22 protein-coding genes are annotated in these 22,388 nt (G+C 63.5%); 13 read left to right on the top strand and 9 right to left on the bottom strand.

Going from position 1 to position 22,388, the window contains the following annotated elements:
• Positions 1 to 11: 11 nt before the first annotated feature.
• Together VFG17_RS14270 and VFG17_RS14275 are read right to left on the bottom strand one after the other, a co-directional pair.
• Entirely contained in the window at positions 12 to 425 is a 414-nt protein-coding gene (locus tag VFG17_RS14270; RefSeq protein WP_325030049.1) for a DUF2147 domain-containing protein, read from the bottom strand.
• Complete coding sequence (locus VFG17_RS14275; RefSeq protein WP_325030050.1) at positions 422 to 1,279, bottom strand: metal-dependent hydrolase; 858 nt, start codon at positions 1,277 to 1,279, stop codon at positions 422 to 424. The genes VFG17_RS14270 and VFG17_RS14275 overlap by 4 nt, the downstream gene beginning before the upstream one ends.
• A 160-nt stretch (positions 1,280 to 1,439) precedes the next feature.
• Between VFG17_RS14275 and VFG17_RS14280 the strand changes: the two genes are divergently transcribed.
• The gene (locus tag VFG17_RS14280) at positions 1,440 to 2,066 is read left to right on the top strand and encodes a TetR/AcrR family transcriptional regulator (protein WP_325030051.1); all 627 of its coding nucleotides are present in this window, start codon (positions 1,440 to 1,442) and stop codon (positions 2,064 to 2,066) included.
• A 6-nt stretch (positions 2,067 to 2,072) separates the two neighbouring features.
• Here the strand turns inward: VFG17_RS14280 and VFG17_RS14285 are convergent, their stop codons facing one another.
• The gene (locus VFG17_RS14285; RefSeq protein WP_325030052.1) at positions 2,073 to 3,068 is read right to left on the bottom strand and encodes a FecR family protein; all 996 of its coding nucleotides are present in this window, start codon (positions 3,066 to 3,068) and stop codon (positions 2,073 to 2,075) included.
• Positions 3,065 to 3,577: an RNA polymerase sigma factor gene (locus VFG17_RS14290; RefSeq protein WP_325030053.1), complete on the bottom strand. Its 513-nt coding sequence runs from the start codon at positions 3,575 to 3,577 to the stop codon at positions 3,065 to 3,067. The genes VFG17_RS14285 and VFG17_RS14290 overlap by 4 nt, the downstream gene beginning before the upstream one ends.
• A 333-nt stretch (positions 3,578 to 3,910) precedes the next feature.
• On the opposite strand from VFG17_RS14290, the gene VFG17_RS14295 reads away from it, so the two are divergent.
• The 3 genes from VFG17_RS14295 (at position 3,911) to VFG17_RS14305 (ending at position 10,469) form a co-directional block, all read left to right on the top strand.
• Positions 3,911 to 7,150 carry a TonB-dependent receptor domain-containing protein gene (locus VFG17_RS14295; RefSeq protein WP_325030054.1) on the top strand — a complete coding sequence of 1,080 codons (3,240 nt, stop codon included), beginning with the start codon at positions 3,911 to 3,913 and terminating at the stop codon, positions 7,148 to 7,150.
• A 367-nt stretch (positions 7,151 to 7,517) separates the two neighbouring features.
• Positions 7,518 to 8,039, top strand: coding sequence for a hypothetical protein (locus VFG17_RS14300; protein ID WP_325030055.1), 522 nt, complete (start codon positions 7,518 to 7,520; stop codon positions 8,037 to 8,039).
• Between the two features lie 201 nt (positions 8,040 to 8,240).
• The gene (locus tag VFG17_RS14305) at positions 8,241 to 10,469 is read left to right on the top strand and encodes a hypothetical protein (protein ID WP_325030056.1); all 2,229 of its coding nucleotides are present in this window, start codon (positions 8,241 to 8,243) and stop codon (positions 10,467 to 10,469) included.
• Between the two features lie 3 nt (positions 10,470 to 10,472).
• Here the strand turns inward: VFG17_RS14305 and VFG17_RS14310 are convergent, their stop codons facing one another.
• Positions 10,473 to 10,952 carry an Lrp/AsnC family transcriptional regulator gene (locus VFG17_RS14310; protein WP_325030057.1) on the bottom strand — a complete coding sequence of 160 codons (480 nt, stop codon included), beginning with the start codon at positions 10,950 to 10,952 and terminating at the stop codon, positions 10,473 to 10,475.
• 187 nt (positions 10,953 to 11,139) lie between these two features.
• On the opposite strand from VFG17_RS14310, the gene phhA reads away from it, so the two are divergent.
• From phhA to VFG17_RS14355, 9 genes are all read left to right on the top strand, one after another.
• A complete protein-coding gene (phhA, locus tag VFG17_RS14315; protein WP_325030058.1) occupies positions 11,140 to 12,012 on the top strand; it encodes a phenylalanine 4-monooxygenase in 873 nt (290 codons plus the stop codon).
• Positions 12,009 to 12,929, top strand: coding sequence for a tryptophan 2,3-dioxygenase (locus tag VFG17_RS14320; protein ID WP_325030059.1), 921 nt, complete (start codon positions 12,009 to 12,011; stop codon positions 12,927 to 12,929). Before phhA ends, VFG17_RS14320 begins: the two co-directional genes overlap by 4 nt.
• The gene (gene kynB / locus VFG17_RS14325) at positions 12,926 to 13,555 is read left to right on the top strand and encodes an arylformamidase (RefSeq protein WP_325030060.1); all 630 of its coding nucleotides are present in this window, start codon (positions 12,926 to 12,928) and stop codon (positions 13,553 to 13,555) included. Before VFG17_RS14320 ends, kynB begins: the two co-directional genes overlap by 4 nt.
• Positions 13,552 to 14,793, top strand: a complete 1,242-nt coding sequence (gene kynU / locus VFG17_RS14330) for a kynureninase (protein WP_325030061.1) — start codon at positions 13,552 to 13,554, stop codon at positions 14,791 to 14,793. The genes kynB and kynU overlap by 4 nt, the downstream gene beginning before the upstream one ends.
• Entirely contained in the window at positions 14,790 to 15,806 is a 1,017-nt protein-coding gene (locus tag VFG17_RS14335) for a carbon-nitrogen hydrolase family protein (RefSeq protein WP_325030062.1), read from the top strand. The genes kynU and VFG17_RS14335 overlap by 4 nt, the downstream gene beginning before the upstream one ends.
• The gene (locus VFG17_RS14340) at positions 15,803 to 16,933 is read left to right on the top strand and encodes a cupin domain-containing protein (RefSeq protein ID WP_325030063.1); all 1,131 of its coding nucleotides are present in this window, start codon (positions 15,803 to 15,805) and stop codon (positions 16,931 to 16,933) included. The genes VFG17_RS14335 and VFG17_RS14340 overlap by 4 nt, the downstream gene beginning before the upstream one ends.
• Before the next feature lie 16 nt (positions 16,934 to 16,949).
• The gene (locus VFG17_RS14345) at positions 16,950 to 17,858 is read left to right on the top strand and encodes a fumarylacetoacetate hydrolase family protein (RefSeq protein WP_325030064.1); all 909 of its coding nucleotides are present in this window, start codon (positions 16,950 to 16,952) and stop codon (positions 17,856 to 17,858) included.
• Between the two features lie 7 nt (positions 17,859 to 17,865).
• Entirely contained in the window at positions 17,866 to 18,618 is a 753-nt protein-coding gene (locus tag VFG17_RS14350; RefSeq protein ID WP_325030065.1) for an Asp/Glu racemase, read from the top strand.
• 269 nt (positions 18,619 to 18,887) lie between these two features.
• On the top strand, positions 18,888 to 19,511 hold the full coding sequence (locus tag VFG17_RS14355; RefSeq protein ID WP_325030066.1) for a PilZ domain-containing protein: 624 nt from the start codon (positions 18,888 to 18,890) through the stop codon (positions 19,509 to 19,511).
• Between the two features lie 3 nt (positions 19,512 to 19,514).
• Here the strand turns inward: VFG17_RS14355 and VFG17_RS14360 are convergent, their stop codons facing one another.
• From VFG17_RS14360 to VFG17_RS14370, 4 genes are read right to left on the bottom strand one after another with little or no spacing between them, the layout of a single operon-like run.
• Positions 19,515 to 20,159 (bottom strand): FABP family protein, encoded by a 645-nt coding sequence (locus VFG17_RS14360; protein WP_325030067.1) that lies wholly within the window; start codon positions 20,157 to 20,159, stop codon positions 19,515 to 19,517.
• Positions 20,160 to 20,179: 20 nt separating this feature from the next.
• Positions 20,180 to 21,031 (bottom strand): N-carbamoylputrescine amidase, encoded by an 852-nt coding sequence (aguB, locus tag VFG17_RS14365; RefSeq protein ID WP_325030068.1) that lies wholly within the window; start codon positions 21,029 to 21,031, stop codon positions 20,180 to 20,182.
• Complete coding sequence (locus tag VFG17_RS21615) at positions 21,028 to 21,390, bottom strand: energy transducer TonB (protein ID WP_414712956.1); 363 nt, start codon at positions 21,388 to 21,390, stop codon at positions 21,028 to 21,030. The genes aguB and VFG17_RS21615 overlap by 4 nt, the downstream gene beginning before the upstream one ends.
• The gene (locus VFG17_RS14370) at positions 21,387 to 22,370 is read right to left on the bottom strand and encodes an agmatine deiminase family protein (RefSeq protein ID WP_325030069.1); all 984 of its coding nucleotides are present in this window, start codon (positions 22,368 to 22,370) and stop codon (positions 21,387 to 21,389) included. The genes VFG17_RS21615 and VFG17_RS14370 overlap by 4 nt, the downstream gene beginning before the upstream one ends.
• Positions 22,371 to 22,388 lie beyond the last annotated feature (18 nt).

Genomic DNA, 22,388 nt, shown 5'->3' on the forward strand with positions numbered 1-22,388 from the left:
TAAATCATGCGCTAGCCGACGCGGGTCCATATCTTGGTGCGGCAGAAAAAGGCGATGCAGCCCTTGAGTTCGAGCTTGCCGCCCGGAAGCAGTTTGAGCCGGCCGTTCGCGGCGCCGTCGCCCGATTCAGGATCGTAGACGGGACCGCCCTTCCACTCGGTCGGGCCGCCAGTGAAGCCGTTCAGGACGACAAGGCCCTTGAGCTTGCGGTTACGCAATTGGGGGTCCGAATTGCGCACGTCGCGAAGGTCCGGGTTGGCGCGCAGGCGTTTGGCGTCGACGACCTTGCCGCACAGCGCCTTGCCACAGCGATAGATTTCGACGCGTCCGCCTTCGCTGCCCGTCGCCCAGACGCCGGTGATGTCGGCGGCGGCGGCGGGCGTCGCGAAAGCCGTGGCGGCGAGAAGAAGCAGGCCCCGCTTCATGCCGCCAACTCCCTGGCCTTGCCGGCTTCGAGCAGGCGGAGCGCCTCTTCGAGCAATGGCCGGTCGTCGAGCTCCCAAGGATGGAACCCCGGCTTCATATAGGTGAAGACGCCGCGCAGCAGCGCGCGCATCAGCCCGTCGCGGCCATAGAGCCATGCCAGAAGGGTTTTCCACGTTGCCCAATTATTGCGGCCGTCCTGTGCGAGCAGGTCGGCGGTGTTGCGAAAGATGACATAGTGAAAGCGCATCGTGGTCACGCACATCACCGTGCTGCGCTTGAGCCAGCGGCGAAGCGGGGTCATCGTCCGCGCGGCGTGGAGATAGGTGTCGAAGGCGACGGCCTTGTGCTCGATTTCCTCGATCGCGTGCCAGCGCCACAGCTGCCGCGCCTCCTCGGCCGCACCGCCAAGATGCGCCGGGTTGGCGAGCGCGTCATGCGCGAGCGTCGCGGTGAAATGTTCGAGCGCGCAGGTCGCGGCGAGCTGCTGGATCGGCGAGCGGCGCTTGACCCAGGCGATCGTCCGGCGTGCGCGATCCTCGGCCGATGCGATGTCGAAGCCCACATCTTCGGCCTGGCGGTTGAACACGACATGTTCGCGGCTGTGCATCGATTCCTGATAGAGGAAATCGTCGATCTGGCCGCGCAGCGGCTGCGGCGTGCCCTCGCGATAATGACGCACCGACGTCATGAAGAATTTCTCGCCGACCGGGAAGGTCGATGAGAGCGCGTTGAAAAAGGCGGTGCGGCCGGGATCGCCGCTGTGCCACCAGCGCGGCGGTGGGTTTTCGCGACCGAATTTGAGGTCGCGCTTTTCGATCCGGATGTCGTCGGGAGTGCGGAGGGGAATGGCCATCGTGCAACCTTTCTGCGATCAAAGTTACATTAACATCAATGTATATATCATGTGTTTTCCGAAACGGCAAGCAGGACGATGAGGGTGACAATCGGCCGCTTTCGGGTAAGGCTTTTGGGCGAAGGCCGTCGCGGGGCGCGGGGCCGCAAGGAAATAGTGCATGTACAAGCAAGCGCGGCCGCATCAGAAACGGCGCAAGCGTTCGGGGGCCGAGGTTCGCGAAGAAGGACTGGCGGCGGCGCGCGGCCTGCTCCTCGATCGCGGGCCCGCCGCGGTGACGCTCGCCAATGTGGGGCAGGCGATCGGCATGTCGCACGCCAACGTGCTCCACCATTTCGGATCGGCGGCGGGGCTGCAGTCGGCGCTGATGGGATCGATGGTGCGCGACCTGACCGACGCGCTCGGCAATGTCGTCGACCTGATGAAGACCGATGCAGCCGCGCCGCGCGCGGTGGCCGATCGCGTGTTCGACGCGTTCGACAAGGGCGGCGCGGGCCCGCTCGCGGCGTGGATCATCCTGTCGGGCGATGTCGAACATCTCGAACCCGTGCGCGCCGCGGTGCGCGCGCTGGTCGAGGCGATCGTCGGCCAGTCGACCGACGAAGCCGCGCCCGACCGCGTGCGCGCGGCGGTGCTGATGATGGCGGTGACCGCGTTTGGCGACGCCGTCATCGGCCCGCATGTGCGCGCGATGCTCGACCAGCCCGACGACGCGATGCGCGACCTGATCGCACGCATCCTACCGCTGTTCCTGATTCCGACGGGAATCCCGCCAGCGGCGCCCTGACTGGCGCTACTCGCTTCCCGACAGGAGGATCTGGTCGTCGGTCGCCGAGACCCGGCGCGCGATGCCGTTCAATTCCATCGCCTTCACAAAGGCGTCGACATCGCCCGCCTGGAACACGCCGACGACCTGTTTCTCGGGGATCTTGCCGTCCTTGAAGACCAGCTTTCGCGGCGAATAGCGGTTCATTTCGGCAACCGCTTCGGACAAGGGGTCGCGCATGAAGATAAGGCGCCCCTCGGTCCAGCTCGTTTCCTTCGCGACGTCGACCCGGCTGAGCGTCCAATTATGGTCGGCGCCGATGACAAGCTGGCCGCCGGGCGCCATGTCGGTGCCGCTGCCCGACCCGGATCCGGTTTCTTCGACCCGCACTTTCCCTTCGGCCAGCGTGACGACCATATTGCCATGCTCGAAGCTGACTTCGAAGGCGGTGCCGATGGCGCGCACGCTCTTGCCGCCGGCGTTTACCGTGAAGGGGCGCGACGGATCATGCGCCACGCGGAAGAAGGCGCGCCCGGCGATCAGGTCGACGCGGCGCTCGCGCGGGGTTTCGCGCAGCCGCATTTCGGTTTCGGCATCGAGCGTCACGACCGAGCCTTCGGGAAGGGTGACGGTCGTCGTCTGGCCGACGCCGGTGCGGAACTGCTGGGCCTGTGTCGTGTCGAAGCCCGGGAACGCGTTGAAATAGGCGGACCAGCCCACGGCGAAGACCAGCAGCAGCGACGCCGCAAGCGCCAGATGTCGGCGCCAGCCCGATCGCCGGTTTTCTACATCGCCATCAACCGCGGGCGGCGACAGCATTTCGGGTTCCTGCGCGATCGTTCCAGCAATCAGCCAAGCGCGTTCGACCAGCCGATAGGCGTCGCGATGCGCGTCGGACTGATCGAGCCACTCGAGGAAGTGCAGTTCGTCGTCGACCGTCATGTCGCCCGAGCGTTCGAGGTTGAACCATTGTACCGCCTTTGCGCGAAGCGCGGCGCGAGCGAAGGCGTCGTTGCCGCTCACAGGTCGGGCTCCATCTCTTCGACAATGCGCACGAGGGCGCGGTGCATCAGTTCTTTGACCGCCTCCTTGGAAATGCCCATTCGCTGGGCGATGGCCTGATAGGTCAGATTTTCGAACCGGTGATATTGAAAGGCCTCGCGTGCGCGCGGCGGAAGATTCTGGATCGCCTCGAGCACGCGGCGATATTCCTGTTGCCCGATGACGATGCGCTCGGGCGACCGTTGCTCGGCGATTTCGATGCCGTCTTCGAACTCGTCGTGCAAAAGGCTCGCGCGCGCCTTTTGCCGGCGGTGACGACTGATCAGCGCGTTGCGCGCGGCGGCGAACAGATAGCGTTCGACATTGTCGATCGGCGCGCTGAGCTGCGCCGATTGCAGGCGCAGGAAAACCTCCTGCACCAGATCGTCGACGTCGGCATCGTCGGCGCGGCGGCGGAAATAGCGGCGCAAGCCCGGGCCATAGGCCGTCATCCATGCGGTAAGATCCCGGTCCTGATGCGGGACGGCCATCGTCAATAATGACCCTGATAAAACAGGCATTGCGAGATGCTCCCAACCCTACGCGTCATCCCGGCATCATTCCCAAAACGGTCATTGCGGCTCCACTCTGTGCTGGAGTTAACAGGATAGACGCGGGAAATTCGCAAGAGGGGGGATAAAAAATGCCCCGGCCGACAAATTTTCCTAACGGCTCGTTCACCGGCGTAGATATTAACATCGTTGAAAATATTATTCGACCGATCCCCCCATGTCTGAAAATGGGGCGTCTATCCGAATGGCGTCGCATCGAACGCCGGAACAGCGGGACATGAATCCCGCAACACAGGGTGAGGGAGAGGGAACATGCGGGTTCGTGCATGCAATTTGCGCAAATTTCTGTTGAGTGGTGCGGCGATCGGCTGCCTGGCGTTCTCGGGCAATGCGGCGCTGGCGCGCGAACATGTCACGAGTTACAGCATTCCGGCGCAGTCGCTCGACCGGGCGCTGCGCGACTTCGGCGTGCAAAGCGGCGCGACGATTCTCGTCGACGCGGCGATCGTCAACGGCAAGCGGACGGCGGGGCACAGCAAGCGTTCCGACCCCGAAACGGCGCTGCGCGCGCTGCTGCTCGGCACCGGCCTCGGCTATCGCCGCGACGGCGATGTCTTTGTGGTGACGCGGGAGGGAAACGTAACGCCGCTCGCCGCCGGCGGTGAGATCGAGGACCCCGCGGAGATCGTCGTTACGGCGCAGAAGCGCGAGGAAAAGATCAGCGACGTGCCGATCGCGATTAGCGCCTTCACGCCCAAAGGGCTCGACGACCGCAAGGTTGAAAGCGGCGCCGAACTGGTCCGCGCGGTTCCCAACGTCAATTTTTCGAAGGGCAACTTCAGCGGCTATGACTTTACGATCCGCGGCATCGGAACGAAGGCGATTTCGGCCTCGAGCGATCCCGCGGTCGCGGTCAGCTTCAACAACACGCCGCTCATTCGCAACCGCCTGTTCGAAGCCGAGTTCTTCGACCTCGAGCGCGTCGAGGTGCTACGCGGCCCGCAAGGAACGCTCTATGGCCGGAACGCTACGGGCGGCGTGGTCAATGTCATTCCGGCGATGCCCAGCGACGAGTTTGAGGGTATGGCGAAGGGCGAGGTCGGAAACTTTGCGACGCGCCGGCTGAGCGGGATGATCAACGTTCCGCTGACCGACACGTTGGCGGTCCGCGCCGCGGGCGCGATGACCAAGCGCGACGGTTTCGATTACAATACCTTCACCCAGCAGCGCGTCAACGACCGCGACCTGTGGTCGACACGCGTGTCGGCGCAGTGGGAACCGACCGACAATCTGAAGGCCAGCTTCATCTGGCAGCATTTTGAGGAGGACGACCAGCGTTCGCGCACCGGCAAGCAGCTTTGCACGCGTGACGACGGGCCCGCGATGCTGGGAACTACCGTCGTCCCCGATCATCTGCGCGCGAAGCTGAGCCAGGGCTGCAAGCCGGGATCGCTTTACAGCGACGCGGCTTTCGGCGCGCCGAATGCGTCGAGCTTTGCATTTGTGTACACGGCGAAACAGATCGGGGTCGGATTCGTGCCCGATCCGGTATTCGGGCTCGCTACCGTGCCGTTGATCGATCGGGACCTCGATCCCTATGCCGGTGTCCGGCAATCACGTAACCTGCGTGAGATTTCGACCAGCTATGATCCGGTATTCCGGGCCAAGAATGATGTATTTCAGCTCAATCTCGAGGCGGGGGTGGGCGACTTGAAATTGATCTCGCAGACGGCCTATTCGCGCGACCGCTATTATTCGTCTCAGGATTACAATCGCTTCGTCTCGGTACCGATTTTCAACGATTCGGCCGATCCAAGTCTGGTCGATATTCTGGGGCGACCGAACAATATTCCAGGCCCGACGCCGGGCGGTATCTATACCGATCCGCAACTCGGCCCGTCGGACCGGATGCTGGCGGTCGATGTCAGCCAGTCGCGCAACACGCAGTGGACGCAGGAATTGCGGCTGCAATCGGATTTTTCAGGGCCGTTCAATTTCAGCGTCGGCGCCAATGCGCTGAATTTCAAGTCGCAGGACGATTATTACGTCTTCAGCAACCTGTTCAGCGTTCTTGCCGAATATTTCTACAACCGCGAAGACGCGCCGGGTGAATTCGGGACCGGCACGCGCAATTGCGACCCGGGCCAGGAATTTCGCGAGTGCGTCTATGTGGACCCGAACCCGATCGGCCAGATCAACGGCGAAGGGCATAATTATTTCCGCAGCAAGAATGTCGTGCAGACCCGATCATGGGCGCTGTTCGGCGAGGCCTATTGGAACGTATCGGACGATGTGAAGATCACCGCCGGCGCGCGCTATACCAACGACAAGAAGACTTCGACGCCGATTCCGAGCCAGCTTTTGCTCGGGGCGCAGAATTTCGGCAACGACAGCGGGGCATCGAGCGGCGGACGCGTCAGCATCGGTTATCCGGCGCTGCCGCCGATCGACCAGCAGTGGGACGCCTTCACCGGGCGGCTGGTGGTCGACTGGAAACCCGAAACCTCCTTCTCCGACGACACATTGGTCTATGCGTCCTTCTCGCACGGGTACAAGGGCGGCGGTTCGAACCCGCCGCGCGTCGATATCGACCCCAAGGTGATCCAGTATCAACCGCTCGCCGAGACGTTCAAACCCGAATATGTCAACGCTTTCGAAATCGGTACGAAGAACAGCTTCGCCGGCGGCAGGATGACGCTCAACGCCACCGCCTTTTTCTACGACTATACCGATTATCAGGTGTCGCAGATCGTCGATCGCATCTCGCTCAACGAGAATTTCGATGCGCAGAGCTGGGGACTGGAACTCGAGGCGGCATGGCAGCCGTCGCGCAATTTCCGGATCGACTCCAACTTCGGTTATCTTCGCACGCGGATCGGCAAGGGCGCACAATCGATCGACGTGATGGACCGGACGCAGGGGAATGAGGATTGGGTGGTCCTGCGCCCGCAACTCGGTGTCCCGTCCAATTGTATTGCGCCCAGGGACAAGGTCGAGGCGATCCTGAATTCCTTCTTCGCCGGGCCCAATGGGCTCGGAGACTTCATGCTGTCCGCCATGTGCGCGGGATCGGCGCGTTACGGCAGTTTCAACCCGAATGTCGAGACCAACCTTCGCTACGATCAGTTCTTGGGTTTCACTTACGATCCGCTGACCGATGCGCCCAACGGCGGGCGCGGTTTCTATGCCGATCTGGAAGGGAATGAGCTGCCCAATTCGCCGCGCTTCACCTTCAATATCGGCGCGCAATATACCTTCTTCATCGACGACTGGAATTTGACGTTCCGCGGCGATTATTACCGTCAGGCGAAAAGCTATGCCCGCGTGTACAACACCGAATATGACCGGCTGCGCGCATGGGACAATGCCAATCTGGCGGTAACGCTGGAACGCCCGGAATCGCAATTCGCGATGCAGCTTTATGTCAAGAACCTGTTCAACGACACGCCGATAACCAACACCTTCACGAACAGCGACGACACCGGACTCAGCGCGAATATCTTCACGCTCGACCCGCGCATCATCGGCTTCAGTGTGACCAAGCGTTTCTGATCGGCACGACGCAAGGTCCTCCCTCGGGCGCGTTTTCGAACGCGCCCTTTTTTTTGTCCCCCGTCCCCGCCAGGGTGAACAGCAAAGCGGGCGTCTGCTTTTTTTGTCGGGCGAATGGCAGATACGCATCCCGTGCGAGAAAGGGGGAGCGGTTGCGCTCGCCCTGCAACCCTACAGCGGCAACGGATTTGCAAATATGTACCTATTCAATGGGGAAAAGGCAGGTGTCACGCCGAATGATCATTCGCCGGGCGTCGATATTTGCAAATATTTTTGCCCTTCTATCCCCCCGACGGACACCCCGGTGCGTCATAAGTATCGGGAAGGAAATTCCCTTCTCGTCAAAACAGAATAGGAGAGGATAGACATGAAGTATTTTGCGAAAGCTTCACTTAGCTCCCTTGTTGCGTTGAGTTTGCTTCCGGCCACGGCGCAAGCGGCAACCTATTCCCCTACCGGGTCCGGCAGCGTGGTGCCCACCACCGTCCAGGTGAAGAAGGGCATCATCCTGAACTGCGTGCTTAACGCAAACATCGTTTCGGACGGCACCATTCAGACCAACGTCGGGCCCTCCATTCCCCTGCCCAATGGCACGAGGATCACCAGCCTGACGATTCCTCCCGGCGATCCGCTGTGTTCGCTCGTCTCCTTCGCCGGCCTTCCTTATAAGGTCCAGGCGAACAGCGCCACCGAGGTGGAATTCATCGATGTGCGGGTGACTGGTGTCACCGGCAATTGCCGCGGAAACCTGAAGGCCGATCTGGTCGGCGGTGTCCTCAAGTTCACCCACACCAAGAGCACGATCCCGTCGGATCCGCCCGGTGGTTCGAGCTGCAGCATCCAAGGCAATGTGCCGACGAATCCGACAGCTTCGTTCAGCTACCCCTGATCAGCCGTTGGCGTATACAGCCGACGCCTGCCTGCCCGTTGGGGCAGGCAGGATTGGGGTAACCCCTCCCTCCTCCCCACGGTACGCCGGCAGCTGAGAACGATGAAGACCGGAAGGGCTGCCTTCCGGTCTTCATCGGCTTGTGGAAGGATCGTTGGCTGCGGGGAGATCGCTTTGACGTGCAATAGCGAGTGACGGTTTATGAAGGCGGGGACGGAAAGGGCATTCGCCTGCGCGGCGGCAGCGCTCCTGCCTTCGATGGGCGCTGTCGCTCACGCCCAAATTCCGGCCGGGGCCCCCTCGACTCCATCGCTTTCCGACGCCGATGAGATTGTGGTGACCGCGCGGTGGGGCGAGGCGCTGGTTGAGTCCGAAACTGAACTGGGCGAAGCGGATATCGATGCCTATGGCGCTGGCTCGATCGGCGAACTAATCGCGCTTGTTGCGCCGTTGACCGGGCGGGTCGACGAGCAGCCAGTCATCCTTATCAACGGCGAACGTGCCGACGGTGCGATGGGGATCACCGGCTTCCCGCCCGAGGCACTGGCACGGCTTGCCATCTTGCGGTCGGAAGCCGCCGCACGATATGGCTATCCCCCGGGCAAACCCGTATTGAACCTGGTCCTCAAGCAGAATTTTGCGTCGTGGCAGGCCGAGGGGGGGCTGGCTATGGCGACAGCGGGCGGACGGGAAAATGGGCGATTGTCGCTCGGGCGCTTCGTGATCGACGGCAAAATGCGCTGGAACGCGCAAGCAGGCGTCTCGCACGATAGCGCGTTGCTCAAGAGCGAGCGCAGAAACGATCCGGACGGCGCTTATCATACTCTGTTACCGGCATCGGACAGCATAACGCTCAACCTCGGTCTGTCGCGACCGCTGGGCCGATTCACAGGCACGCTCAGCATCGATGCCGCCCAGCGTAGTGGCCGCCAGTTGCTCGGGCGCGTGCCCGCAGACGCCGCGGGCCGCGATCGTGCGCTGCGTGGCGATCAGGATTCCACCAGCCTCGGACTGTCGGCCATGATCGCTGGCCCCTTGGGGGACTGGTACGCGAATTTCACCACACGCTATGCTCGCGAATGGTCCACGAACACCCTCGAAAGCGCGGTTCCCGGATCGGAAATCCAGGAAGATCGGTCGCGTTCGCGCAGCGAAATCCTGTCGGGACAATTCAATCTCAGCGGGATGATACTGACGCTGCCCGCAGGTGCGGTAAGATCGAATATCTCGCTCGGCGCAACGCGAAACTGGTCTGAAAGCCGGTTTTCCGCCGACGAAGACGTCTCGCCCGGCGACGCTGAATTCCAGCGCAAGCAACTTGATGCGCGAGTTTCGTTTTCCGTGCCGATTTTCTCATCGGCCTCCGACGGGTTCTCGACGCTCGGCGATTTGTCGTTCGATATCGCCGGCGGCGTGAGCGAGGCCTCGGGCTCGCCGCTGCAAAAGCGGTTCGATTTCGGAATGAACTGGACGCCTTTTCCGCTTCTTCAGCTCTACGCCACCGCAGGCTTCGCCCAGCTGATACCGAGCGCCGATCAGCTGGGCGGCCCCTATGTCGAGGAGGTGAGGCGCATCTATGATTACCGGCGGCAGGAGATCGCCGAGCCGCTATGGATCACTGGTGGCAATCCCGACTTGGGCCGCGGGCGGCTGCGCAGCTATTCGCTGCGTGCCAGCCTGACTCCCTTCGCCGATCCGCAAATCACCCTCTCAACCCAATATCAACGCCAATCCGCTACCGGCGGCGCCGGACTATTCCCGACGCTGACCCCCGCGGTCGAGGCTGCGTTTCCGGAGCGGGTCGTTCGCGATGCGGCGGGGCGGCTCGTCTCGGTCGATGCGCGCCCAATCCGCATCGCGCGCGACATCAACGAACGGCTCGACAGCGGCCTGGTGGTCTCCTTTTCCACGGGCGGGAAAAATGGCGCGGAAGGAGCGGGGCCCTTCGTGGCCAGCCCGTGGCAGATAACGCTGTCGGTCAACCATGGCTGGTCATTGCGCAGCGAGTTGCTGGCGCGTCCGGGCGTCCCGGCGATCGACCGGCTGCGCGGCGATACGGCGCAATCGCGCCATAGCCTGGGGTTCCAGCTGGTTGCGGGGCGTGCCGGGGCCGGGTTGACGCTGGACGGGAATTGGCAAAGCCCCTTTCGCCTCCGCACCTCCGCCGCGTCGGACGGCCGGCAGGACTATCGCCACCGCGCGGTGACGAGGCTGAACTTGCGCCTGTTCGCCGAGCCAGAGCGCCTGCTGCGAATGGAAGAGAAGCCCGCATGGCTTTCGGATCTCAACATTTCGCTCGATATCCAGAACCTGTTCAACAGCTATCGGCGCGTCGTGCTGGGCGATGGGAGCGTCCCCGCGGGGTATCGGCGTTACGACGCCGACCCGTTGGGGCGCACGATCCAGCTGTCGGTCCGCAAGCGGTTTTGATGGTCAATTGGCGCGGTCGCGGCCCTCGGTCGTGCGCGCCCATTCGGCGAGATCGCCGTGGCGCTTGATCGTCTTGAGGCACACCACCGTCTTCAAACGCTGGACGCCGGGCAGTTTCGACAAATTGTGACGAAGCAGCTCGTCGAGATGATCGGCCGAGCGCGCGAAGATCTTGAGCAGATAGTCGCTTTCGCCCGCGGTCGTGTGGCACTCGACGACGGCAGGATGCGCGAGCACCGCGGCTTCGAATTCGATATGCGCGTCGAAACGGATCTGCACCTCGACGAAACTCTGCACCGCGAGGCCGATCGCGAGCGGGTCGAGCCGCGCCGCATAGCCTTCGATCACGCCGCTTTCCTCGAGGTTTTTCACGCGCGACCAGCAGGGCGATTTCGAAAGGCCGACCTGTTCGCCGAGGTCGGCATAGGATTGCCTGCCATCACTCTCAAGCGCGGCGACGATCTTCCAGTCGAGCTTGTCCATGCGTTCCGTCCTTGAATCGGCTTTTGTTCAGAATGACGGTTGGAAGCTAACATGGGGGAACATATTCCTTCAAATGAGAAATAGCGCAGAACGAATGTCGATTTTTCACGCCGCTTCGCCGCCAAATCCGCACAATGTTCGCCCGCGTGCAGGCTAGTCTGGCGGCCGAAGGTTTGGAGAGAGACCGATGGCCGCGACGCATATTTTCGACGCACCGCCCGAAGGCGTCGCGGCCGATTGGACGATGCCGCAAAACTGGCGTGCCTTCACCGGCGGGCAGCACGAGACTTGGCGCGCCCTTTTCGAACGGCAGTCGGCGGCGCTCGATGGTTATGCGTGTCGGTCCTTCCTGGGTGGGCTCGACATCCTCCACAAGCTGACGCCCGGCGTTCCCGATTTTGCCGAACTCAACGTGCTGCTGAAGCCGGTATCGGGGTGGGAAGTCGTCGCGGTGCCCGGCTGGATCCCGAACGAGCCTTTTTTCGAGCATCTCGCGCACCGGCGCTTTCCCGCCGCCAATTTCCTCCGCCCGCCCGAGCAGATCGCCTACAGCGAAGAGCCCGACATGTTTCACGACATATTCGGGCATGTGCCGATGCTGACCGACCCGGCCTTTTCGGACTTCCTCGTGGCCTATGGGCAGGCGGGGTTGCGCGCCGAAAAGCTGGGCGCGTCGGATTTTCTCGGGCGCTTGTGGCTTTATACCGTCGAGTTCGGGCTCGTCGTCGAGGATGGCGAGCTTCGCGCCTTTGGCGGCGGGCTGATGTCGAGCCTTGCCGAGACGGTATCGGCGCTGACCGCGCCCGAACCGCGGCGGATCTGGCTCGATATCGAGCGCGTGATGCGGACCAAATATCATTTCGATCAACTTCAGCAGGCCTATTTCGTCGTCGCGGGGTTCGAGGAATTGCTGCGCGCGACCGAGGAAACCGACTTCGCGAGCATCTACCGCAAGATTGCCGACGAGCCGGCGCTCGAACCGGGGGATGCCTGCCCGGGCGATGTCGCCTATGAAGGACGCCTGCCGGCCGCGCCGGCAAGCGGAGAGGCATCGCAATGATCAGGCAGACGAGCGACGGCGGCACCGACATTTTCGAGACCGAGATCGACGGCGAGACGATCCAGTGGGACAATGGCCTCACCTATGCGCGGCACCTGCAGACCGCGCAATTGCTCTCGGCGCAGGTGCCGGTGTCGGACAAGCCCGACGAGATGCTGTTCATCATCATGCACCAGACGATGGAGCTGTGGCTCAAGCTCGTGCTGCATGAAGGCCGGATCGTCTATGACGCGATCAAGGGCGACCGGCTCGCAATCGCGGGCAAGGGGCTCGATCGGATCGCGACGATCCAGCGCCATATGATCCACAGCTGGGAAGTGCTCGCGACGCTGACTCCGCATGATTTCCTGACCTTTCGCGGCTTCTTGCGCCGCGCCTCGGGCTTTCAGTCGCAGCAATATCGCGAACTCGAATATCTGCTCGGCAACAAGCGCGAGGATATGATGATCGTCCACAAGGACGATGTGGAGGGCACAGCGCGGCTGCGGGCAACGTTCGAGGCGCCGTCGCTGTATGACGAGCTGCTGCGGTTGCTGGCGCGGCGGGGATTTTCCATTCCTGCCGATCGTCTGGAGCGTGACTGGACGAAGCCTTACGAGGCGTCCGAAGCGGTCGAAAAGGCGTGGCTCGCGATCTACACCGACCCCGAGCGGCATTGGGATCTCTACACGCTCGCCGAGAAGATCACCGCGCTCGAATATTATTTCCAGGAATGGCGCTTCAAGCACATGAAGACCGTTGCGCGCGTGATCGGACACAAGCCGGGGACCGGCGGCTCGTCGGGGGTCAATTATCTGGTCAAGGCGCTGAGTCTCAGCTTTTTCCCCGAACTTTGGTCGATGCGTACCGAAATGACCGCGCCGCGCCAAGGTGGAGATTATGGGGGCGGCGACTATGCCGAGGGGAAGGGCGCATGAGCCGGATCTGGGACATTTCGCAGCCGCTGCACGCCGCGGTCCCGGTGTGGCCCGGCGAGCCGGCCTTCGCGCTCCACAGCCATGCGGTGATCGGCGACGGCTGCCCGGTCAATGTCGGCGGCATGTTCACGCCGCTGCATGCGGGCACGCATGGCGATGCGCCGCTACACTATGCCAATGATGGGGTGTCGTCGGCCGACAGCGACCTCGGTCCCTATATCGGTCCGTGCGTGCTGCTCGACGTCCGCCACGCGCGCGGGCGGGTCGAGATTGCCGATGTGGACTGGACTGCGATCGAGGACGCCGAGCGTGTTCTGTTGCGGACCTATGAGCAGTTTCCACACGAGCAATGGGATTCGGACTTCACAGCCATTGCTAGCGACGTGATCGCGCGGCTCGGGTCTATGGGCGTGCGCCTGATTGGCACCGACGCCGCCTCGCTCGATCCCGAACAGTCGAAGACGCTCGACGCGCACCAGGCGGTGAAGGCCGCCGACATGCGGATCCTGGAAGGGCTGGTGCTCGATGACGTCCCGCCCGGCCGCTACGAACTCGTCGCGCTGCCGCTGCGGATTGTCGGCGCCGATGCCAGCCCCGTGCGCGCCATTCTGAGGGAAATCGCATGACCGACACGATGTTCGCCACCGATGTGTCGGCGCTCGACGCCGCCGACCCGCTCGCGCCTTTTCGCGACCGTTTCCACCTGCGCGAAGGGCTGATCTATCTTGACGGCAATTCGCTCGGCGCGCTGCCCAAGGCGACGGGCGAGCGGCTTGCTGAAGTCGTCGGTGGCGAGTGGGGCGAGGGGCTGATCACTTCGTGGCTGGGCGCCGAATGGTCGACCGCGCCGCGCCGGATCGGCGACAAGATCGGCCGGCTGATCGGCGCGAATGCGGGCGAGATCGTCGCGACAGATTCGACTTCGGTGAATATTTTCAAGGCACTGACGGCCGCACTTTCGTTACGGCGCGAACGGACCGTGATCCTCTCGGAGGCGACGAATTTCCCGACCGACGTCTATATGATGCAGGGGATCGAGGCCTTTTCGGGCGGGAGGGTGAAGGCGGTGACCGTGGCGCCGGATGATGTCGTCGAGGCGCTGAACGACGATGTCGCGGTTCTGCTCTTGACGCAGGTCCACTACAAGTCGGGCCGTGTGCGCGACATGGCGGCAGTCACGCGGGCGGCGCACGAAGCCGGGGCGCTCGTTGTCTGGGATCTGAGCCACAGCGCGGGCGCGATCCCGGTCGACCTCAATGGCGCGAACGCCGACTTCGCGATCGGCTGCGGCTATAAATTCCTCAACGGCGGCCCCGGCGCGCCCGCCTATCTCTTCGCCGCAGCGCGGCACCATGCCGCCACGCCGGTGCTGTCGGGCTGGTTCGGCCACGCGCGGCCCTTCGACTTCGAGGAGGATTACGACCCCGCCGCGGGGATCGAACGTTTTCAGTGCGGCACGCCGCCAGTGCTGGGCCTGTCGGCGCTCGAAGTCGGCGTCGACCTGATCCTCGAAGCCGACATGGCCGAAATTCGCCGCAAGTCGCTCGCGCTCGGCGATCTGTTCATCGAGCTTATGCAGCCGCTGTGCGACGCTTACGGCTTCGAACTGGTGAGCACACAGGGCCATGCCGAGCGGGGCAGCCAGGTCGCCTATGCGCACCCGCAGGGTTACCAGATCGTGCAGGCGCTCAAGGAGTTCGACGTCATCGCGGACTTCCGCGCGCCCGACATTTTGCGCTTTGGGCTGACGCCGCTGTACCTGCGCTATCAGGACATCGTCGAAACCGCCCGCCGCCTTGAAAAGGTCTGCGCAACGCGCGCATGGGACAAGCCGCAATATCACCAGCGGGCGGCGGTGACATGAGCGACGTGTCGGAGCCCTCTCTGCCCAAGTCGCGCGTTGCCGCGATACAGGCCGCGCCGGTCTTCCTCGACACGGCGCGCACTATCGACAAGGCGTGCGCGCTGATCGCCGAGGCGGCGGGAAACGGCGCTGAGCTTGTCGCCTTTCCCGAGGTGTTCGTTTCCGCCTATCCCTATTGGAACTGGCTGATGACGCCGATCGAGGGTGCCGAGTGGCACGAGCGATTGTATCGCGCATCGGTGCTGGTCGATGGCCCGGAGGTCGCAGCGCTCTGCGCTGCCGCACGCGATCATGGCTGCACCGTCGTGATCGGGATCAACGAGCGCGATCCGGTCAGCGTCGGCACGCTCTACAATAGCAACCTGATCATCGGCGCCGACGGCGGTCTGCTCGGGCGGCACCGCAAGCTGGTGCCGACCTGGGCCGAGAAGCTGACCTGGGCGGGCGGCGACGGCAGCTCGATCTGTGTCTACGACACGCCCGTCGGGCCGCTCGGCACGCTCGCGTGCGGCGAGAATACGAACACGCTCGCGCGCTTCGCCTTGCTGTCGCAGGGCGAGCTCGTCCACGTCGCCAACTATATCGCGCTGCCCGTCGCGCCCGCATCTTACAATATGGCCGAGGCGATCAAGATCCGCGCGACCGCGCACAGCTTCGAGGGCAAGGTCTTCACCATCGTCGCCTGCTCGGCTGTGAGCGAGGAGATCATCGCGGCGATGTCGCAAGATCGCCCGGCGAACCGCGAGCTGCTGTCGCGGCCGAACAGCGCCTTTTCGGGCGTCATCGACCCGCACGGCAATCTGGTCGGCGAAGCGCTGATCGACGTCGAAGGCATCGCCTATGCCGATATCGACCTTGGCGACTGCATCCGCCCCAAGCTGATGCACGACATCATCGGCGGCTATAACCGCTTCGACATCTTCAACCTGACGGTCGACCGGACTCCGCGCGCGTCGGCGCTGTTCGTCGACGAGCAGCCGCCCATCGATCCCGACGAGGAGAGGCCGTTATGACCGGCAACACGATCATCGATCCGCGCGACGATGTGCTCGGGCGGTCGCGCGTGACCGATACGCCCGAACTCGAAGCCTTTTATCAGGAGCTTGCAGCGCGCAATGCCGGCGCTTTCTGGAAACGCGCGAATGCCATCGAGCCGTGGGAGCCCGAGACGCGCTATCGCCCGACGCTCTGGCGCTACGCCGAGATGCGCGACATGTGCCTGCGCGCGCTCGACTTGGTGAAGCCCGAGGAAGCGGGGCGCCGCGTCGTGACCCTGCTCAACGACAGCGACGCGGGGCGCGAGAATGTCGCGGTGTGCGGCTGGCTGTTCAGCGGCATGCAGGCGATGCGCCCCGGCGAGATCACCCCCGCGCACAAGCACACCGCCTCGGCGCACCGCTTCATCATGGAGGGGAGGGGCGCCTATACCGTCGTCGACGGGCACCACATCACCTTGGGCGCGAACGACTATGTGCTGACGCCGAACGGCGCCTGGCACGATCATGGCGTCGTCGCCGAGGGCGAAGTCTCGATCTGGCAGGATGGGCTCGACATCCCGCTGATGAACAGCCTCGAGACCAATTTCTACGCGGTTTACGACCGGCCGGCGCAGACCGCGGCGTTTCCGGTCGACGACCTGCCGCTGAGCTACGGCGGTGCGGCGCTGCGGCCCGAGGGCGTGCCGGCGTGGGAGAAGCCCTATTCGCCGGTGATGGTCTATCGCTGGGAGACGGTGCGCGACGCGCTGTGGAACCTTGCCAAGGTCTCGGACGGCACGCCCTTCGACGGGCATATGCTACGCTATTCGAACCCGCTCACCGGCGGCTGGGCGCTCCAGACGATGGGCGCGCATATGCAGATGCTTAAAGGCGGTTTCCGCGGCAAGGCGCACCGCCATACGGGCAATGTCGTCTATAATGTCGCGGGCGGCCGCGGCTATTCGATCATCGGCGGCGAGCGCTTCGACTGGCAAACGCACGACATTTTCTGCGTGCCCGCGTGGATGTGGCACGAGCATGTCAATCTCGACGCGTCCGAAGAGGCGTTTCTCTTCTCGTTCAACGACTTCCCCGTGATGGAGGCGCTCGGCGTCCGGATCGAGGAAGCCTATTCCGACCATGGCGGTCACCAGCCCGCCTGACCAGACAGGATAGTTTATGCGTTTCGTCACCTATCGCACGGTCGAGACCGAACCCCGGCTCGGCCTTCTCCACGACGCACTTGTGATCGACGTCGAATATTTCGGCAATGCGGTCGGGCAGGATTTGCCGTCGACGATGCTCGATTTCATCGACCTGGGGCCGATCGGTCTGCGCTTCCTGCGCGAAGCGATCGACAGCGCGACGACCGCCGATCTGATCGGCACCTCGCTGCCCGAAGGGAATGTCACCCTGCTCGCGCCGATCCCGCGGCCGCGCAAGAATATCTTCGGTATCGGTCTTAACTATACCGAGCATGTTGCTGAATCGGCGCGTAGTCTAGACACGTCGAACGAATTGCCGCAGCAACCGGTAATCTTCTCGAAACCGCCGACCGCGGTCGTCTCGTGGAACGACCCGATCCGCCACAATGCGAAGGTGACGCAGCAGCTCGACTGGGAAACCGAACTCGCGGTGGTGATCGGCAGCACCGCGCGCGGTGTCGCCGAGGGCGACGCGCTGAACCATGTGTTCGGCTATACCGTCATCAACGACGTGTCGGCGCGCGATTGCCGCCGCGCGGGGCAGTGGATCGTGTCGAAGGGGCAGGACAGCTTCGCGCCGATGGGGCCGTGCATCGTCACCGCCGACGAAATCGGCGATCCGCACAATCTCAATATCCTGACCCATGTGAACGGGGTGGAGAAGCAGAACAGCAATACGCGCTTCATGCTATTCAATATCAATCAGTTGATCGCCGACATTTCGAGCGTGATGACGCTCGAACCCGGCGACATCATCGCGACCGGTACTCCCGCGGGAGTCGGCGCGGGCCGCGACCCCCAAGAGTTCATGTGGCCCGGCGATGTGGTCGAATGCACCGTCGAGGGCATCGGCACGCTCCGCAACCCGATCGTCGCGGTCTGAGGGCGTGATGACGCGACCCATCCGCATCGGGCAGATCGTGCCCAGCTCGAACGTCACGATGGAAACCGAAATCCCGGCGCTGCTCCGCGCCCGCGAAGGCGTGGCGCCCGAACGTTTCACCTTCCACTCGTCGCGAATGCGGATGAAGAAGGTGACGAAGGAAGAACTCGCGGCAATGGACGCGGACTCGGACCGCTGCGCGCTCGAACTGTCCGACGCCGCGGTCGATGTGCTCGGCTATGCTTGCCTCGTCGCGATCATGAGCATGGGCGAGGGCTATCATCGTGTGTCGGAGGCGCGGCTGCACCGGCGCACGGTCGAGAACGGCCGCGCCGCGCCGGTCGTCACCAGCGCCGGCGCTTTGATCGAGGGTCTGAAGGCGCTGCGGGCGAAGCGGATCGCACTGGTCGCGCCGTATATGAAGCCGCTGACCGAGATGGTCGTCGGCTATATCGAGCAGGAGGGCATAAACGTCGCCGACTGGCTCGCGCTCGAAATCCCAGACAATCTGGAGGTCGCGGCGCAGGATCCGGCGAAGCTGCTCGATCATTACAAACGGCTCGACCTGACCGGCATCGACGCGCTCGTCCTGTCGGCCTGCGTCCAGATGCCTTCGCTGCCCTCGGTGCAGCGGATCGAGGATGCGACGGGGCTGCCGGTCGTTTCCGCCGCCATCTGCACCACGCACCAGATGCTTTCGCGTCTCGGCTTGTCGACCGGGATTCCGGGCGCCGGCGCCTTGCTGTCGGGTCGCTATTGAGAGGCAGACCGGCAGGCATTCGCGGCCACCGCCTCCCGGGGCTTAATCCCAGCTTCGCTGCACCGTAAATTGTGTAAAATACTAACTATTCGCGGGCGGCGAGCGCAGGTTCGCGCGTCTGCATTTTGATCGATGGCGTTAACTATGATCCGCAATATTATTGAATTTTCATATAAATCCCAGTAAGTGATTGCGCGATTTTGCGTATTTTTGCAGTATTGGCAGGGGCTTGGGCTTCTATCTGACGCTGCTTCGACAAGGTGGACAAGATGAACCAACGTCGCTTCTCGGATTCGATAGAGGAGCAGGACGTCGCCGCCAGCAGCGATCGCCGCGAAGGCGATCGCTATCGCACGGTCTGGCGGATCGCCAAGGTGATGCGCAACGGCGACGCGGGCTTGTGGCGCGTCCGCAATATTTCCGATCGCGGCATGATGCTCGCGGCCGACGTTCCGATCGCCGTCGGCGAAAAGCTGGAGATCGCGCTCTCCGATACGGTGGCGATCCGCGGCGAAGTGGTTTGGTCCGATGCGGGGCGATGCGGCGTTTCCTTTGATCAAGAGGTCGACGTCGCCGACGTGCTCAAGCAATTGGCGGCCGAGCAGCGCGCCACGGGCTATCGCCAGCCGCGCCTGCCCGTGCACACGAAGGCCGAAGCGGTGACCGATGAGGGCGCGGCGACGCATATCGAACTGGTCGATCTGTCGCAGCACGGCGCGGGCTTCGTCCACGACGGCCATTTCGAAGTCGGCAAGGAATTCAACCTCATACTCGCGGGCGGGGTCAAGCGCCGCGCCATCGTGCGCTGGTCGCGCGGCGGACGCGGTGGCCTCTGGCTGACCCAGCCGCTCGACCGTGCCGACCTGGAAAGCATCCGCCGCTTCGAGAGTTGAGCCTCAGGCCGCTCCGCGAACGATCTTTGCCCAGGGGTTGAGATCGGGCTCGGCGATCTTGACCAGCCTGTTGCGGTCGCGGTGGAGGAAGGGCTCGTCGCGGCCTTTCACCATCAATGTCGTGTCGGACACATAGTTCCACGATCCGTCGTCGTGGAAATCGATCGTCAGTTGATAGGCGTCGGTGCGAAAGGCGAGTTCGAGGAAACTCGTCGAGCAGATGCCATATTCGGTTTGCCCTCGCTCCGCCTTGACCACGAGTTGCTTTGCATCGGGTTCGGCATGGCCCGCGGCGATCGCGATCTGACCGCGCGGAATCGCCAGCGTCTGGAGGATCAGGCCGGTCGACGCCTCGTAAAGCCAGTATCCGACCTGGTCGTGAAAGGCGATCTCCTCCTCGCGCGTGTTGACGTGGAGGTGATAGCGCAGCCCGTAGAATAGCTGCGGCCCGTTCGCCTGCGGATCGATCGGCTGCAATTCGATCCGTTCATAATATTCGCGGGTTTCGGGGCCATCGGCCTTGGGATTGATGTCGACCCCGCGCTGGCCTTCCCAGATACCCGCAAGCCGGCGGAGCGGGCCCAGATTGGCGAGCGTCTCGGGATCGACATCCTCGGGCTCGGTGAAGATATCTTCGGGTAGTTCCATCGCTTGCCCCTCGCTGGCGATCAGATGTCCTCGACGAGCCGTCCGTAAAGTTGCGGACGGCGGTCGCGAAAAAAGCCCATGCCGGCGCGGTGTTTCGCCGCGCGGTCGAGGTCGATCGTCTCGACGAGCACGCCGGTTTCGCTCGCCCCGAACGCCTGCGCCATGTCGCCCCATTCGTCGGTGATGAAGCTGTGGCCGTAGAAGTTCGCGTCGCCCTCGGCCCCGATGCGGTTCGCGGCAATCACCGGCATGCAGTTCGACACGCTATGCCCTTGCATCGCGCGGCGCCACATGCGGCTGGTGTCGAGGTCGGCGTCATAGGGTTCGGATCCGATCGCGGTCGGATAGAAGAGCAGTTCGGCGCCCATCAGCGCCATCGCGCGCGCGCATTCGGGATACCATTGGTCCCAGCACACGCCGACGCCGATGCGCGTCCCGAAGACGTCCCAGACCTTGAAGCCGGTGTTGCCGGGGCGGAAATAATATTTCTCTTCATACCCCGGGCCGTCGGGGATGTGGCTCTTGCGATAGGTCCCCATGATCGCCCCGTCGGGACCGATCATCGCGAGCGTGTTGTAATAATGCGGCCCGTCCTTTTCGAAATAGCTCGTCGGGATCGCGACCTTCAGCTTCGCGGCGAGCGCCTGCATGGCGACGACGCTCGGATGCTCGGCCGTCGGCCGCGCATTGGCGAAGAGCTCCTCTTCCTCGACCTGGCAGAAATAGGGACCCTCGAAGAGCTCGGGCGGCAGGATGATCTGTGCACCCTTGGCCGTCGCTTCCTCGACGAGCGCGGTGACGGCGTCGATATTCGGTTTGACGGGGCCGGGCAGGGGAAGCTGCAGCGCGGCGACGGTGATGGTGCGGGTCATGGCTTCTTGGGCTCGGCTGTTGTTGCGGAGGACTCGATTACCCACCTTATGGACTGTTCGCGATAGAATGGCTTCGATATCCCGCTTCCGTCCCGTGGCGGATTGAAGCGACCTTTTTCCATTATGAGCTTGCAGGCGTCGGCGTCCAGTTCGGGATGGGCTGACTGGATTACCTCGCACGATTTAATAAGCCCGTCGGTTCCGACAAGGAATTTCACTCTCGTGACAGCCTCTCGACGCTCCGCCTGTACGCCGACCGGAGATTTCGGGGGCGTCGCTTGCGCGGTGGCGGGCACCGCTGCGAAAGCCGCCGAGAGCGAAGTTATGGCCGCGATCAAATAACGCGATTTTCCGGTCATTGCGGCACCTGCTGGCTCGAGCAATGGAAGCTGCCGCCGCCGACGATGATCCCGCGCGCGGGCACGCCGATCGCGCGCCGGTCGGGAAAGAGCGTGGCGAGGGTGTCGACCGCGGCCTGATCATTCGGAACGCCATAGGTCGGGACGACCACGACGCTGTTGCCGATATAGAAGTTCATATAGCTCGCCGCCGCGATTTCGCCGCCGATCTCGACCCGGCCGGGCGAGGGGAGGTCGACGATCTCGACCCCGCCGAACGCAGCGATGCGCGCGCGGGCATCGGCGTAGATGGCGGCGTTGGGATCGTCCTCGCTCGCCGCGACGGGCAGCGCGAGGCGGCCTTCGCCAACGAAGCGCGCGAGATTGTCGACATGGCCGTCGGTATGATCGCCGACGAGGCCATTGCCGAGCCACAGCAGCCGGTCGATGCCGAGCGACTGGTGCAGCCGCACCGCGATATCTTCGCGCGTCAGCGACGGATTGCGGTTGAGGTTGAGTAGGCATTCCTCGGTGGTGACGCAAAGACCGCTACCGTCGACGTCGATGCCGCCGCCTTCGAGCACCCAGTCCTGATCGTCGACGGGCAACCCGCTTGTCCGCGCGAGCGCGGCGCCGATTTCCTGGTCGCCCGGCATGACGAATTTCTCGCCCCACCAGTTGAACCGGAAATTGCGCGCCCGCCGCGCGACGCCGGTTCCCGCGATGATCGGCCCCGTGTCGCGCAACCAGATGTCGCCGAGCGGCTGGACGAGGATTTTGACGCCCGGAGCGACAAGCGCGGCGGCGATGTCGGCCTGCCGCGCATCGTTGACGACCAGCCGCACCTCTTCGCCGCGGCCGCCGTCATGGACGGCGTTGGCAAAGGCGGCGACATCGCGCCGCCCTTCATCGATCGCGCCCGCCCACTCCTCGGCGAGGTGGGGGAAGCCGATCCACACGGCATCGTGCGGCGCCCATTCGGCAGGCATTTTTAGCGTCATGGGCGCGCACTTCTGCCG

Origin of the sequence: Sphingopyxis sp. (assembly GCF_035686825.1) — a bacterium.
Lineage (GTDB): Bacteria > Pseudomonadota > Alphaproteobacteria > Sphingomonadales > Sphingomonadaceae > Sphingopyxis.